Source organism: Streptomyces tamarix (assembly GCF_032423885.1).
Lineage (GTDB): Bacteria > Actinomycetota > Actinomycetes > Streptomycetales > Streptomycetaceae > Streptomyces > Streptomyces tamarix.
Map to the genome: position 1 here is coordinate 1 of NZ_JAWCTQ010000019.1, position 14342 is coordinate 14342.

A 14342-nucleotide genomic window follows, 5' to 3' on the forward strand; every position below is an offset into this window, starting at 1 on the left:
GTTGCCCCAGGGCTGCTCCGAGCGGCCCGCCACGCAGTGAGGGCCCTACCGGCACGTGCCGGTAGGGCCCTCACTGTGTTCGGCTCGCGCCTGTCCCGTCGGTCAGACGGCCAGCGGGGCGCCGAGCATTGCGGAAGCCCGCTGCAACGGGCTTTCGGTGCGCGCGGGTGCGGCCTCGGGAAGGGCGTGAGAGGTGAAGCCGAGCCGGGACATGGCCCGGAGGACCTCGCCGGCGCTGAAATCGCGGCGGTCCTGGCAGGTGATGACCTGGCCGACCTGCTTGACGGGGTAGCGGCGTCGTCCGATGATCACGGACTCGCCGGTGACCGGTTCGGGTTTGACGCCCTTCATCGATTCCAGCACTCCGCTCTTGGTCAGGCCGAACGGGAAGCGGGCGATGATGCAGCGCATGATGCCTCACAGGGGGAAGGGGAGTCGGGTCCGACCGCCGTCATGCAGTTCAGCGGGAGAGGGCGAGGACGCCCAGAGCGTTGCCGTCTTCGTCGACCACGGGCAGGGCCCCGAGTTGGCGGCAGCGCATCGCACGCTCGGCTTCGACCCTCGTGGTCAGCGGCGAGGCGAAGGGCCCGATGACGTCGGCGATGTCACGCAGGCGGATCCGGTCCGTGTATCCGGAGCTGTCACGAACGGCCGTGAGCCCGGCCCGGGTGACGAGGCCGGTGCACAGACCGTCCTCGTCGCAGACGACCAGATGACCCGTATGGTCGGCGGCCATCACGGACAGTGCCACCTCCACGGTCATGTTCTCCCAGACCTGCGGTCCGGCCGCGTCCATGGTGTCGGCCACCGTGCGGTGCACGGGGTGGGCACTCGCCGGGCGGAACTGCATCTGGACCAGCGTCAATGGGTGCCTCCTGCGGAGATGGGCCGGCTTCCTGATCACGAGGGTTTTATGCCGCCGCACCGGCGGCGAACTGCCGTACGGGCGCGCGGCGGGCCGAGGCGGGGCGGCGTCGGCCGCGTGAGGTGGCGCCACGCTTCTTGGGGCGTTCGACCACCGGTGCGGTGATGACGACCGGGATGCCGGAGGGGGCCTGGGCTCCGGTGATGCGGTGCAGGGCCGCTTCGCCGGCGTGGACCTGAGTGGTCTGCGGGACGATACCGGCCGTTGCCATGAGACGGGTCATACCGCGGCGCTGGTTGGGGGTGACCAGGGTGACGACGCTGCCGGACTCGCCGGCGCGGGCGGTCCTGCCGCCGCGGTGGAGGTAGTCCTTGTGGTCGGTCGGCGGGTCGACGTTGACGACGAGGTCGAGGTCGTCGACGTGGATGCCGCGCGCCGCGACGTTGGTCGCCACCAGCACGTTCACGTGCCCGGTCTTGAACTGCGTCAGCGTGCGGGTGCGCTGTGGCTGCGACTTCCCGCCGTGCAGGGCGGCGGCCCGTACCCCGCTGTTCAGGAGGTGTTCGGTGAGGCGGTCGACGGCGTGCTTGGTGTCGAGGAACATGATGACGCGGCCGTCGCGTGCGGCGATCTCGGTGGTGGCCGTGTGCTTGTCGGCGCCCTGGACGTGCAGCACGTGGTGCTCCATCGTCGTGACGGCGCCGGCCGAGGGGTCGACAGAGTGCACGACGGGATCGCTGAGGTAGCGGCGTACGAGCAGGTCGACGTTGCGGTCGAGGGTGGCGGAGAACAGCATGCGCTGGCCTTCGGGGCGGACCTGGTCGAGCAGGGCGGTGACCTGCGGCATGAAGCCCATGTCGGCCATTTGGTCGGCCTCGTCGAGGACGGTGACGGAGACCTGGTCCAGCCGGCAGGCGCCGCGGTCGATGAGGTCCTTGAGGCGTCCCGGTGTGGCGACGACGACCTCGGCGCCACCGCGTAGCGCGCTCACCTGCCTGCCGATCGGCATTCCGCCCACGACCGTGGCCAGCCGCAGCTTCACGGAGCGGGCGTACGGGGCGAGCGCGTCGGTGACCTGCTGCGCCAGCTCACGCGTCGGGACGAGGACCAGCCCCAGCGGCTGCCTGGCCTCGGCGCGCTGACCGGCCGTACGGGCCAGCAGCGCCAGCCCGAAGGCGAGGGTCTTGCCGGAGCCGGTGCGGCCACGGCCGAGGACGTCCCGACCGGCGAGGGAGTTCGGCAGGGTCGCGGCCTGGATCGGGAACGGTACGGTCACGCCCTCCGAGCCGAGCGCGGCCAGCAGTTCCCCGGGCATGTCGAGATCGGCGAACCTCTCCACGGCGGGAAGCGCGGGAGTGATCGTCCGGGGAAGGGCGAACTCCCCCTGGACCGCCGCGGGCCGGCGGCCGTAACCGCCGGACCGGCTCGGCCCGCCGGACCGGCGCGGGGCCGACGAACCGAATCGGCTGCCACCCCTTCCGGAGTCGATACTGCCGTTACGGGTGCGGGCGAAGCGGTCGTTCGTGCGTGTGCGGTTCATGCGGAACCTTCCTTGAGGCGGCACATATCAAGGAATTCCCGCAGCGATGAGCAGCACGGAGAATTGCAAGATTGGGCCGGTGGAACGCGAAAGCGAACCTGGCCGGACGGAAATCTGTGCGGGCGCAGGCGCTGAAATGAGTGCCGCGATGTGGGACGCAATATTCGGGGCGTTCACTGCGATGTAGCTCTGTGAAGGGATGCGTCTGTACCCCTGAAGGAGGATCCGTGCACTGAGCCAACGGATTCCTGGCCGTCGTCCACAGGTGAAACCACTGCGGAAATGCGAGCAGCTGGGGCCCGCACCCCGAAGGATGCGGGCCCCAGCTACGAAGTGAGCGTCAGTGTCAGGCGAGAACGATGTTCTCGGCCGTCGGGCCCTTCTGGCCCTGCGCGATGTCGAAGGTCACCTTCTGGCCCTCCAGCAGCTCGCGGAAGCCCTGGGCGGCGATGTTCGAGTAGTGGGCGAACACGTCAGCGCCGCCACCGTCCTGCTCGATGAAGCCGAAGCCCTTTTCCGCATTGAACCACTTCACGGTACCAGCAGCCATGTCATATCTCCTTTGGGGCAGTGCATCGGGATCCGCACAGCGCGGACACCATGTCGCCGCGATGATCACCCCGCCCGGAAAAAGACCGGAAATACAAAAGCGCTCCCAGCGACACAGAAGCCGACCGGAGAGCACTTGAAGTTTCGGGAACCACAACTGCAACTGAGATCGACAGTAGCACGCCACAGCGACCTGTGTGCGATGAAGAGACCCACTCCACTTATTGCGGCAGAGAATCTGTCTGTATGTTCCGCTGAAATCTCAGCCCGCGGGCACAGATATTGAGCCTCCTTCATCCTGAATAGTTGCAGGTCAGCAGTGTGTGGACGGCCTGGACGACGGTGCCGATACGGCGGGTGGAGCATCTGGCCCGGCGGAGTAGTCGCCAGGACTTCAACTGCGCGAAGGCGCGTTCACCGGGGGCTCGGAGTCTGGCGTGGTCGCGGTTGAACTGCTGGTAGTGGGTGGGTTGTTCGCGGTGGTGGTAGTAGGGGGTGCGGAAGGTGGCGCCGGCGCCCTGGTAGGCGCGGTCGGCGAGGACGAGGATCTGTCGGGTAAGGCATGCCTGGACGATGCCGTGGGCGCGGGCGGCGGTCAGGTCGTGGGTGTGGCCGGGTGTTGCGCGGGAGAACCAGAGCGGTGTGCCGTCGGGGCGGGCGATGACCTGCACGTTCATGCCGTGTTTGCGGTGCTTCATCGAGTAGTACGGATCGTCTGCACGGATGCGGTCGGTGGGGATCAGGGTGCCGTCAACGATGACGTGGTTGCCTTCACCGAGGCCGGTGAGGGCTTCGTGGAGGTCGGGTGCCCAGCCGGCCAGAACGTCCAGCGTCTCGTCGACGTACCGCCAGGCGGTGGCCTGCGATATTCCGAACCCGGCTCCGAGCTGCGAGAACGTCTCGTTCTTCCGTAGATGGACGAGGGTCAGCAGCGCCTGCTGGAAGCAGCCGAGCTTGCGCCAGCGGGTGTTGCGGGCTTGGCGGTGCTCGTACAGCAACCAGGCGACATGCTCAACAAGCTCGCGCGGGACGTCGAGCGTGGCAGGATACGGAACCAACAGGGCCCCTTCGGTCGCCGGTGTGCTGAGTGGAATCACCACGCCAACGACGAGGGGCCCTGCCTCGTCACCGCCCCCGCTGACCAGCCTCTTTCACCCTCCAGCACAGGAGGAAAGAGCCTCAGTAGGCAAATGCCGCTATTACGTCCGTGTCGGACGGATCCTGCTGGCCAGGTCCTACGAGCCGGTTGGCTATGTACTCCACCGGCGCTCTTCGCAGGGACGGCTTCGGCAACATGAGCTCGTAAGCGGGTTTCGGTGTGGCCGTTCGCAGCCTCGCTCGCTCTGGGGTGGCAGCCTGCCCCGCAGCGAGTCGAGTGGAGCCTGTGGTCGTGACGTACGCGTTGACGGAGCCGCAGATCCTCTTGCTGCGGGAGATTGCTGCGGCTTCCGATGCTGTGACTCTTCCTCCCTCCGCCATCCACACGGCTTGGGCGCTGGAGAAGCGTGGTGACTGCGTCTTCACGCTGGTGCGCGAGGAGACTGCGAAGCCGCCGCTGGTACCGATGATCGATGTACCCGATGTGCTGGACCGGCCTCATCGACTGGTACGGGCCACACGCACGGTCCTCGGCAGATCCAAAACCGTGGTCGACACCCGCATGACGCCGGGGGTCATTCCCATGCATGTGTCACGTGCCTATGCCGACCGGGTGCTGCGGATCATGCACGCTTTTCTGACCGAGGCGGAACGCCGCGGTCATCAGGTGGAGACCCACACCGGCCGCCGTCGCGGCAGGGCCGTCCCGGAGATGGTCGTCATCATCCGAGGGCACGCGCTCCCGCTGGCCATCAGGGAACGGACGACCAAGGTGCCACACGAGCCGACCGCTGAGGAGACGAACCGGCAGCAACGCTTTTCTCGGGCCCAGGTCCCCAAGGATGACCATGGGTTCGACGGACATCTCGAACGGAGTGCGCCCGCCGGCAGCGGGTACCAGACCTGGTACGCCTGCGGCGGCAGCACACGGTGGACCCTGGAAGCACGCCTGGGACACCTCCTGCACAATCTCGAAGGCTGTGCCGCAGCGGCCGAACGTCGGCAGCAGGAGGAAGAACTCCGCAAGGCCGAGCAAGCAGCGCCGCTGACTCGCCGCGGTCCGCCAGGCCCGCAAGCAGCAAGTCGAGCGGCATCGAGCGCAGGTGCTTGTCGAGCAGGTGACAGCCTGGCGCCGAGCCGACGACATCCGCGCCTTCTGCCGCGCGGTCCGCGCCCGAGCAGGCGATGCCAGCTCGCCCGGCGAACTGGAGTGGTTGCACTGGGCTGAGACCTACGCGGAGCGGATTGATCCGCTGCGCGGCCCGCTGGGGTCACCATCTGATCCGCCGGCCAGCCGTCAGGCTCTGGCCGAACTCCTCCAGGCAGATCCTTACGCCCCCTGGCTACGACAGTGACGGCCGCTGGACGCCGCCCGACGAAGCGCTCACGGAACCTCCCTGAGTGCGCGAACGCCTCCGCCCTGTCCTTGGGGGGACAGGGCGGAGGCGTTTATGCGGCGATGGTGAGCGGAGAGTCCAGGCGTTGCCACGCGCCGAGGACGGCCTTGTGGGCGTCGGGCTGGAGGTGGGCGTAGCGCTGGGTGGTCTGGAAGCTCTCGTGGCCGAGGAGGTGCTGGACCTCGTAGAGCGAGACGCCTTTCTGGACGAGCCATGAGGCGCAGGTGTGGCGCATGGAGTGCGGCGGGTAGTGCGGGACGGGTTGCTGTTCGCCGTCGCTGTCGAAGTAGTAGGCGGCGTCGATGGCCGGCCACCAGGTCTGGCGGCGCCAGTTGCCGTCGTCGAGGCGGCGGCCGGCCCGGCCCTTGGTGATGGTGGTGAAGACCAGCGCGTCACGGTCGAGCCGGTGGATGTGGCGTTCGAGTGCCTCCAGGACGTGGGGCGGGAGCGGGACCTCGCGGCGGCTCTTGGAGCTCTTGGGGTACTCCTTGATGCCGCTCTTGGTGTTGACCTCCACCACGAACAGGCGCGAGCGGCGCCGGTCGATGCGGTGGCAGTGCAGACCGGAGAGTTCACCCCAGCGCAGTCCGGTGTAGAAGCCGAGCAGGCACATGGTCCGCCATTCGGGCGGAAGCGCGTCCAGGATGCTCTGCGCCTGATCGAGGGTGAACCACTGGGGTGGTTTGACCGCGATGGCGGGCAGGTCGATGTTGCGGCAGGGGCTCACGGCGAGGATGTCGTCGTCGACGGCCGCGCGCATGAGGGAGGACGTCAAGTTGTAGGCCCGTTTGATTGCCGCGGCACCGGTGCCCTTCTCCGTCAGGGCGCGGATCCAGCTCTGGACGTCCATGCGGGTGATGGATCGCATCTCCCAGTCGGCCCAGTGGGGCAGGACGTGATTCTTGAGGCTGGAGGCGTCGCCGCGCAGGGTGTGTGGTTCCACGACCCGGGCGTTCCACCAGCGGTCGTGCCACTCGCGGAAGGTGATCTCGCCTGCTCGTGGATCGCGCAGGGTCCCTCGGGTGAACTGGGTCTCCATCTCCGTGCCCCAGGCGCGTGCCTGGGACTTGAGAGGAAACGATTCACTGAATCGGTCTCCCGCCCGGTTGCGTACGGTCGCCTGCCACTTGCCGGACCTGAGCTTGCGCAGGTACGTGGTTCTTCTCCTTTTTCGACGGTTTGGTGCCGGAAGCGGTGGTGTCAGCGGCGGGCAGCCGACGGTATGACGGCGCGGCTGCTGATGAACTCGTCCAGTCCGTCGGCGGGGACACGCACACGAGACCGCCCTGGTCCGGTACGGAGGTCGACGACGGGCAGGTCTCCGGCGGAGATGAGGCGGTAGACGGTGCGGCGGTCGACGTCGAGCAGGGCGGCGACGGTGGGAACGGACAGCAGGCGAGGCGGCACAGGAAATTCCTTCGTGGCGGCGGGGCGGGGAAATGCGATGGAGTTCTGATGGGGGGTGCTGGGGCGCGTTCCTGTCGGCAAGGCTCAGCGGACACGTCGTTCCCTGACGCCATCAACAAGGGGCGACAGGGGAACGGATGCGGTTTTCATCCGTGAGCGTGTTTAAGCAGGTGCGACGGGGTCAATGAGCTGACGCACCGACTTCCCGGTGGTGTGGAGAATCGGGCGGCTTTCCTCATAGGTCGAAGCAAGAAGTTCCTCACGCGCGGAAGGGTGGTTTTGAGGGGACGGCGCGGTGGTCGTGCCGGGACGTTCAATGGTGCGGAGGATCGCCGGTTTGGCCAACCGGCGATCGTCGGCTATATTCCGCCCGCTTCACCCGCCTCCAAGGCTCGTGCGGCACTGTCGAGCAGGGCTTACGGCGGCCTGCCGAGGGTGGTGGCGATGGTGACGAGGCCGTCGATGTCGCAGCGCCGTACTGTGTGTTCGATGTGGGAGAGCAGGGTGAAGGCCGTGGGGCGACCCAGGGCTGTGACGCGGGCGGCGAGCTGGCGCTGCGGGTACCCGCAGGCCGTGCGGGCGCGGGTGATGGCCTGAACGGCGGCCTGTCCTGCGGGGCCGATTTCGAGGGATCGCGGTGGCATTGGTGTGTTGTAGCTTGCGTTTCCCGGCGTGGGAAGCGGATTTCTGTCCGCTGTGAGCGATGCCCCGCCTTCAGGGGCTTTCGGAGACGTTTTCTCCCACCGGCGATCTGGGTTTACTCTCTCCCGGCCCGGCGCGAGTACTACAGAGTTTGTGAACTAACTCTGGACTTTTGCGCTCTGGGTGTGGCTTCGTTGTCCATGCCCCGGCTCGTGCCGGATGCCACTCCCTGATCCGTGAAGGTGGTCGATCGCCATAGCCCGTATACGCACCATCAAGCCCGAAGCGTTTTCCTCCGAGTCCCTCGCGGCCGTGTCCCTCTCCGCCGAGCGGACGTTCTTCGGGCTGCTGACCCAGGCCGACGACCACGGCCGGTTCCGCGACCAGCCCGCGGTCATCGCCGGCCTGCTGTGGTCCCTGCGCCCCGACCACGGTCCCGTCGGCGTCGAGGACGATCTCAACCAGCTCCAGGCCGCCGAGCTGATCTGCCGCTACGAGGGCGGCGACGGCAAGCGGTACCTGCACATCGTCACCTTCGCCCGGCACCAGAAGGTCAACCGGCCCAGCGGTGTACGGCACCCCAGCTGCCCTCACCACGACCTCGGCTTTGTACGTGAGCCCGCATCGCTGTCGCACGGAGCCGTCACGGAGTCCTCAGTGACAACGCGGGGAGACCGCACGGAGAGTGCGGTAGCCTGCGACGAACCCGCAGGTCAGGCTGGCCGTGATGAGCTTTCACCGCTGGTTCGCGGAGGGCTCACTGAGCCCGTGGTGAGTACTCACGGCCCGGATCTAGGACCTAGGAACAGGGATCTAGGATCTACCCCGTTGGGGGACGCGAGCGCCCCCGCACCCGAGACCGTCTCGGCCAAGCAGCTCGTCACCGAGTACGTCGCGGTGTGCGCCCACCGTCCGCCCAGCAGCGTGCTCGGCCAGCTCGGCGGGGAGATCGCCAAGCTCCTCGCCGACGGCATCTCGCCCGCACACATCCGCGCCGGACTCGACCGGCTCCGAACCAAGGGCCTGCACGCCCGTGTCCTGCCCAGCCTCGTCAACGAGGCCATGAACGCCACAAACGCCTCCATGGGCACGCGATCCGCCCACCAGCCCTACACCAACCCCGCCGACGTCCAGGCCGCCTACGGAGGCGCCCTGTGACCACACCCAACCCGCACTCGCAGCAGCAGAAGGAACACCTCACGCGCCGCCTCGACGCGATCATCGCGGCCATGCCGTCCAAGCCCAGCACCACCGCCGTCCGCGAGGAACCGCCGCAGGCCCAGGCCATCGCCCTGGAACTCGCAGCCCGCCGGATCCCGCCCCGCTATCGCGACGCCTTCGCCGACCACCCCGACGTCCTAGTCTGGACGAGCGAGATCGCCCGCCGTGGCAAGCCCGGTCCTGGTGGGGTCCCCGGCATCGACCACGGTCCGTCGCTGCTGATAGCCGGCCCGACCGGCACCGGCAAGACCCACCAGGCGTACGGCGCCGTCCGAACCCTCCTGGCAGCCGGTGTCCGCCTGCGCTGGGCAGCCACCAACACCGCCGACCTCCACGCGCAGCTCCGTCCCCGCCAAGGCCACGACCCCGAACGGGCCTTCCAGGAGCTGGCCCAGAGCCCCCTGCTCATCCTCGACGACCTCGGCGCGGCCAAGCAGTCGGAGTGGACGGAGGAGCAGACGTACCGGCTCATCGACCGCCGCTACACGTCGATGCTCCCCACGCTCATCACCACCAACGTCCCCATCGCAGAGCTCCGCAACGTCCTCGGCGACCGCGTGGCCTCCCGCCTCGCCGAAATGACCACCCGCGTGATCCTCCAGGGCCCCGACCGTCGCCGCTCCCCAGCGTCCGCCCCCGCGCGAACCACCGTGGCCGCGCCTCCGCCGACCACCGCTCCGGGGCGAACCCGCTAAAGGGACCACACGCCCAGCAAGGCAAACCGAACCGGTTGGGGAACCACCGTGGTCACGGTCCCCCGAGGACCGGAGGATGCCGACCGGACCGTCTTCGGGACTGCGGACCACCTCCGGGACCACCCCCACAACACCGGGGACCGGGACCGCGGGTGGGGACCACGGTCCCCACCGGAACAGGACCGGACACGATCCCAGGATCCGGGGACCGGGGACGTCGACACCAACCGGGGACCACGCGTCGCAGGGGACCGGACCAGGCTTACGGGCCAGCAATTTTGCAGGTCAACGCGCCGCCATCGAGGACCGTGATCGGGGACCGTGATCGGGGACCGTGATCGGGGACCGTGATCGGGGACCGTGATCGGGGACCGTGTCCCAAAGGGACCACGGTCCCCTTCAGAGCCAGAGGCCACGCGCAATCAAAACCACACAGGGACCCGAACCACATCACGGGTCCAGGACCGCTGGTCCAGACAGATGAAGGCCGACGCCTGCCTCCACCGGGTCCGCTACGAACGCCCTCCACCGAGAGCTGTCCCGTACCGGACGACCACAGCATCACACGGACCTCATCCTGGCCCGCATATCGCCATTCAGCTTCGGCAAGCACAACCACCACGGAGAACCTCACGTATGAGCCGCCCGCGCACCAACCACGCCGCCTGCCCGCAGCAGAAGGGAGACAGTCCGGCCCCCGGCCGAGCAAGTTGGGGCGGAAGCAATGCTTCCGCCGAGCCCACCCCTCCCAGGAGTGTGGAAGAACCTGCACCGGGGGCGCAGGTTCCGAAGGCTTCGACCGAGGGCGGATCGAAGCCGGGGGAAGAACACAGATACCGAAGCCGCCCCGTCGCCAGCATCCTGCCCGACAGCGTCCGCGTCAGCCGTCCACGAAGAAGCGCCGACACCAGCACTCGACCCGTTTCAACGACGCCGAGTACGCGCTGATCACCTCCGCCGCTGCCCAGTGCAATCTGACCGTCGCCGGGTTCCTCGCACGCGCCGCGCTCGCCACTGCCCGCGACCTCGACCGCACCAGCGCCGAGATCGCCACCGAGCGCGAAGTGATCACCGTCCTGTTCGACAGCCGGCGCAAGCTCGGCTGGGCCGGCAGCAACCTCAACCAGGTGGCCAAGGCTCTCAACGCCGGAGCGGACGCTCCCGACCTGGAAGAGACAATCAGGGCCGTGCGGCGCGCCGCCAACGCGGTCCACGCCGCCGCGACCGCCGTCCTCGACCGGCAGCAGCCGACATGATCCCAAGCGCAAAAGAGTGTCACTTGCTGGGTGATCGTCGTGTGTGAGCGGGCCGAGCTCGCATGTCGTCGCCGGAACGACCCGGTCATCCGCGGCGGACAGGACGCGCGTCCCCTCTGGTGTTCCCGCCGCGCTGATCAGCCTGTTCGGGCTCTGCGGCGTGCCGGACCACCGTCACCCTCACCGACGGCCTGATGAACGTGAACTGGCTGCCGTACACCCCTGCGGGACGTTTCGCACTCAAGCGCGTCGCGGTGTCGGCGCGAGCCCCGATCCGGATGTGTGCCTCGGTCGGGCGCGGGTGTGCCTCAGGTACCGGTGGGTGGTTTCCGCGCCGCGTAGTAGGCGTGCAGTGCGGCCTCGCCGCCGGAGCCCATGGCCGTCATGATCCGCTGGAAGCGGGCCGAGCGCAGGTCTCCGGCGACGAGGACGCGGGGGTGCTGGTCGGCGGGGAGGCAGTAGCCCGCCTCGTCGCGGACGAGGTCGCCCGCCGGGGCGGTGGGGGCCCCGCCGATGCTGAGGAAGACGGTGTCCGCCGCGACCGTCCGCCGCCCGCCGGACCGGTCCGAGACCTCGGCCACCGCCCGGCCACCCGCGGAGCCCAACACCAGGTGCCCGACGGGCAGGAGGGTCACGCGGGGGTCGTCGCGGACCTCCTCGACCTTGTAGTCGTCGCTCTCCGGGTAGGCGACCAGCACACGGGTGCCGAGGGCCGGATGGGCGCGGAGGAAGGTGCCGACCGGGCGGTCCCCGCCCAGGACGAGGAGCGTGCGGCCGGCCGCGTCCGACGCGTCCGCCTCCCACAACGAAGGCAGGGCCAGGTCGGTGGGGGCGGTGATCCACCCGACGTCGCGGGGCTGGAGCGGACGCACGCCCGTGGCGACGACCGCGTACGGGGCGGTGACGCGCGCACCGGTGTCCAGGGTGACCGTGACACGGTCATCGCCGGCCCGCAGCCCCGTCGCCCGGCGGCCGAGCACGAGACGGCACAGCCCCGTGCCCTCCAACTCCGCGGTGATCGCCGCCGCCAGCCCCGGACCGCCGGTGTGTCCACCGAGGACGTTGTCCAGCACCGGGACGCGGTAAAGACTGCCGCACAGGGCGCCCGCCTCGACCAGGACCGTACGCATGCCGACACTGGCGGCCATGCGGGCGGCGGCACAACCGGCGGGTCCCCCACCGACGACGACGAGATCGGTGTCGAGGTCCGTGCCGGTGACGGGAGTGGCGGGCGAACCGGTGCGGGGCGGAGTATCGGCCATGGGGCTATTCCAGCACCGGAGCCCCCGCGTACGCAGCGAGTCGTCCTCTTACGTGCTCGACGCCGACGAGTTGGCCTGAACCGACGAGGCGCCGTGCGACGACGAGGCCGGCATCGTGCACGTGCGGGCCCGCGTCGCTCGCGCAGGCGTCGGTGACGATCCAGGGGGCGTAGCCGTGCTCGAAGGCATCAGTGGCGGACTTCAGTACGCAGCTCTCGGTGGCGATGCCGCAGAAGATCAGGTCGGTCCATCCGGCCTGGCGGATCAGCTCGGCCGCTTCGGGGGTGAAGAGCGTGTACCCGGTCTTGTCGACGACTGCGTGCGCGCGACCAGCGGCTTCGGTGAGCTCGGGGACGATGTCGGTCTCGGGCGGCCCTTGCAGGCGGTGCCAGCGGAAGAAGCGCTCGTACGGACTGCCCGGGTAGTTGAAGTAGCGGGTGAAAACCACCGGGCGGCCGGCGAGGGACCAACGGGCGACCAGGTCGGAAACCACGGGAACGGCATGGCGACTGTGGTGGTTCACGAATCCGTTCTGCATGTCGATCACGACCAGCACGGCACTGCCGATGTCCATCCGCTGCCTCTCCTGCCCTGTCTTCTCAGCCAGCGCTTTCGCGCAGCGCGTCCTGGGCGGCACGGAGCCGCTCGGCCAAGCCGCTGGTCTTCATGATGGCCTCCCTCATGAGGACGTGCTGCGCGGTCTCCTGGGCGCGGGCCGTGGTGAGACGGGAGTACGCGGCGCGAAGGAAGCGCCAGCCGTACTGCTCCGGCATGGAGGGGTCCTGGCCCTCCTCGACCATCTGCTGGATGTGACGGGTGAAGCACCACAGGGCCTGGACGGTCAGTTCGCAGGTGACCAGTTCATCGATGCTCAGGCTGCGCTCGCGGGAGAGGGACGCGTACGCGACGCCGGACCAGCCCGCGTAACCGGTGGAGACTCCCCGTACGCCGAAGGACACGATGTCCGGATGGTCGAAGCCCGTGGCCAGAAGCGATTCCTCGACCGAGCCGTCCAAAGGTGCGGGTCCCCCGGCCGCTCCGCGGTCGACCAGTACCGACGGGGTGGACAGCAGGCGCAGGGCGGTGTCGTACTCGCGGCGCGTCCACGGGCTGGAAGTGAGCCAGTACAGGGAGAGGACGTACTCGGGATGGGGAACGCGGGAGTGGTCCTCGTCCAGGAGGTCGCGGATCTTCCCCCGCGCCCAGGGCAGGTCGGTGGCGTAGGAGCGGTAGCGCCACACGGCGAGTTCGGTGAGCGAGGACGGTTCGTGGGGTTGCACGAGGTGGAACACGGCGACGCCGCACCCGAAAACGTGCAGGGTGCACTTCCGGGCGTCGGGGTGGTCCACCTGGGCGGCTGAGGACTCGAGCCACCCCTGCACGGTGCCCGGGGGCATGAGAGCGAGGAGCCGGTGCGCACGCTCGACACCGATGAAGACGGGCAGGAACTTGTGGGAGTCCACCCCGATTCCGGCAGCGACGGGCGGGTCGGAACCGTTCATGCCGGCGGCTTCGGCGAACCGTGCTCTCGCCTCGTTCGACGCACGTGCGAGCGCCGTGTCGAGGACGGCCTGCGACTCTCCTCGCGGACGGTAGCTCGCCCCGCCCGCCTCCCACTTCGACACGGCGCGGTCACTGACCCCCAGGTAGGCGGCGAAGTCGCGAAGGCTCATGCGCAGGGCTTCCCGCAACAACCGGGTCTCCCGTCCGGACCATCGCTGCACTGTGACCACCGTCGTACCCCCTGTTCGCCGTCCAGTGGAGCGCCGAAACGCTCAGCGTAACGAGCCGTGTTCGGCAATGGTGCGGCATTGGTGCAGCACTCGTACGTCACGCTCCGCCACTGATCTGCACCATGCTGTATCCACCGAGCCGGGTGACTTCGCACGGTGAAACCGTCCGCCGGCTCGCAAGTACCTCGACCACAAGGAGCCGCAGTGTCCGACATCGTCAAGCGCAACGCTCGCGCCATCCTCCTCGACGGTGACGAGCTTGTCCTGATCAAGCGCACCAAACCGGGCAGGAAGCCGTACTGGGTGACAGTCGGCGGCGGAGTCGAGGAGGACGACGCGACCGTCGAGGCGGCGCTGCACCGGGAGGTGTCCGAGGAGCTCGGAGGCAAGCTGGAACGCGCCGAACTCGTCCACCTGATCACCGACCAGTTGGAGGGCGGTGTCGGCGTCCAGCACATCTTCGCCGCGCGCCTGGCGTCGATGGACCTGGCCGCCCGTACCGGAACGGAGTTCACCAAGCCAGAGCGGGGCGGGTACGAGGTGGTCCGGGTGCCGTTCACCGCCGAGGCGGTCCGCAAGCTGAACCTGATGCCGCCGGAGCTGGGCGGGTTCATCGCCGCCAACACCGACGCGATCTCCTCCGTCCTCGCCACTCCGATCCGAGAGGCATGAGCGCG

The 14342-nt window shown here is 68.7% G+C and carries 16 protein-coding genes; 5 read left to right on the forward strand and 11 right to left on the reverse strand.

Going from position 1 to position 14342, the window contains the following annotated elements; translation table 11 throughout:
- Window positions 1–102 precede the first annotated feature (102 nt).
- The 5 genes from RND61_RS16685 to RND61_RS16705 all read right to left on the reverse strand — a co-directional run bounded on the left by RND61_RS16685 (window position 103) and on the right by RND61_RS16705 (window position 4054).
- On the reverse strand, window positions 103–411 hold the full coding sequence (locus RND61_RS16685) for an SCO5918 family protein (protein ID WP_315878759.1): 309 nt from the start codon (window positions 409–411) through the stop codon (window positions 103–105).
- A 49-nt stretch (window positions 412–460) separates the two neighbouring features.
- Window positions 461–865: a CBS domain-containing protein gene (locus tag RND61_RS16690; RefSeq protein ID WP_315878760.1), complete on the reverse strand. Its 405-nt coding sequence runs from the start codon at window positions 863–865 to the stop codon at window positions 461–463.
- Window positions 866–911: 46 nt separating this feature from the next.
- Window positions 912–2405, reverse strand: a complete 1494-nt coding sequence (locus RND61_RS16695) for a DEAD/DEAH box helicase (RefSeq protein ID WP_315878761.1) — start codon at window positions 2403–2405, stop codon at window positions 912–914.
- Window positions 2406–2751: 346 nt separating this feature from the next.
- Window positions 2752–2955 (reverse strand): cold-shock protein, encoded by a 204-nt coding sequence (locus tag RND61_RS16700; RefSeq protein ID WP_014145516.1) that lies wholly within the window; start codon window positions 2953–2955, stop codon window positions 2752–2754.
- Between the two features lie 292 nt (window positions 2956–3247).
- Window positions 3248–4054 (reverse strand): IS5 family transposase, encoded by an 807-nt coding sequence (locus tag RND61_RS16705; RefSeq protein WP_315878762.1) that lies wholly within the window; start codon window positions 4052–4054, stop codon window positions 3248–3250.
- Window positions 4055–4344: 290 nt separating this feature from the next.
- Here RND61_RS16705 and RND61_RS16710 point away from each other — a divergent pair, with 290 nt between their 5' ends.
- Window positions 4345–5280, forward strand: coding sequence for a hypothetical protein (locus tag RND61_RS16710; protein WP_315878763.1), 936 nt, complete (start codon window positions 4345–4347; stop codon window positions 5278–5280).
- Window positions 5281–5501: 221 nt separating this feature from the next.
- Here the strand turns inward: RND61_RS16710 and RND61_RS16715 are convergent, their stop codons facing one another.
- The 3 genes from RND61_RS16715 to RND61_RS16725 all read right to left on the reverse strand — a co-directional run bounded on the left by RND61_RS16715 (window position 5502) and on the right by RND61_RS16725 (window position 7500).
- Window positions 5502–6488, reverse strand: coding sequence for a tyrosine-type recombinase/integrase (locus RND61_RS16715; protein WP_315878764.1), 987 nt, complete (start codon window positions 6486–6488; stop codon window positions 5502–5504).
- Between the two features lie 161 nt (window positions 6489–6649).
- Window positions 6650–6856 carry a helix-turn-helix domain-containing protein gene (locus RND61_RS16720; RefSeq protein ID WP_315878765.1) on the reverse strand — a complete coding sequence of 69 codons (207 nt, stop codon included), beginning with the start codon at window positions 6854–6856 and terminating at the stop codon, window positions 6650–6652.
- Window positions 6857–7272: 416 nt separating this feature from the next.
- Window positions 7273–7500, reverse strand: a complete 228-nt coding sequence (locus RND61_RS16725) for an XRE family transcriptional regulator (RefSeq protein WP_315878766.1) — start codon at window positions 7498–7500, stop codon at window positions 7273–7275.
- A 253-nt stretch (window positions 7501–7753) separates the two neighbouring features.
- Between RND61_RS16725 and RND61_RS16730 the strand changes: the two genes are divergently transcribed.
- From RND61_RS16730 to RND61_RS32710, 3 genes are all read left to right on the forward strand, one after another.
- Window positions 7754–8656 (forward strand): hypothetical protein, encoded by a 903-nt coding sequence (locus RND61_RS16730; protein ID WP_315878862.1) that lies wholly within the window; start codon window positions 7754–7756, stop codon window positions 8654–8656.
- Window positions 8653–9414, forward strand: a complete 762-nt coding sequence (locus RND61_RS16735) for an ATP-binding protein (RefSeq protein ID WP_391653589.1) — start codon at window positions 8653–8655, stop codon at window positions 9412–9414. The genes RND61_RS16730 and RND61_RS16735 overlap by 4 nt, the downstream gene beginning before the upstream one ends.
- Window positions 9415–9761: 347 nt before the next feature.
- Window positions 9762–10670: a plasmid mobilization protein gene (locus RND61_RS32710; RefSeq protein WP_391653591.1), complete on the forward strand. Its 909-nt coding sequence runs from the start codon at window positions 9762–9764 to the stop codon at window positions 10668–10670.
- A gap of 308 nt (window positions 10671–10978) precedes the next feature.
- On the opposite strand, the gene RND61_RS16745 is transcribed toward RND61_RS32710, so the two are convergent.
- Genes RND61_RS16745 through RND61_RS16755 form a run of 3 tightly spaced genes read right to left on the reverse strand, consistent with a single transcriptional unit; the run spans window position 10979 to window position 13665 of the window.
- Complete coding sequence (locus tag RND61_RS16745) at window positions 10979–11932, reverse strand: FAD-dependent oxidoreductase (RefSeq protein ID WP_315878768.1); 954 nt, start codon at window positions 11930–11932, stop codon at window positions 10979–10981.
- Between the two features lie 4 nt (window positions 11933–11936).
- Complete coding sequence (locus RND61_RS16750; protein ID WP_315878769.1) at window positions 11937–12506, reverse strand: isochorismatase family cysteine hydrolase; 570 nt, start codon at window positions 12504–12506, stop codon at window positions 11937–11939.
- A 25-nt stretch (window positions 12507–12531) separates the two neighbouring features.
- Window positions 12532–13665: a helix-turn-helix domain-containing protein gene (locus RND61_RS16755; RefSeq protein ID WP_315878770.1), complete on the reverse strand. Its 1134-nt coding sequence runs from the start codon at window positions 13663–13665 to the stop codon at window positions 12532–12534.
- Between the two features lie 204 nt (window positions 13666–13869).
- Between RND61_RS16755 and RND61_RS16760 the strand changes: the two genes are divergently transcribed.
- Entirely contained in the window at window positions 13870–14337 is a 468-nt protein-coding gene (locus RND61_RS16760) for an NUDIX hydrolase (protein ID WP_315878771.1), read from the forward strand.
- The last annotated feature ends 5 nt before the right edge of the window (window positions 14338–14342 follow it).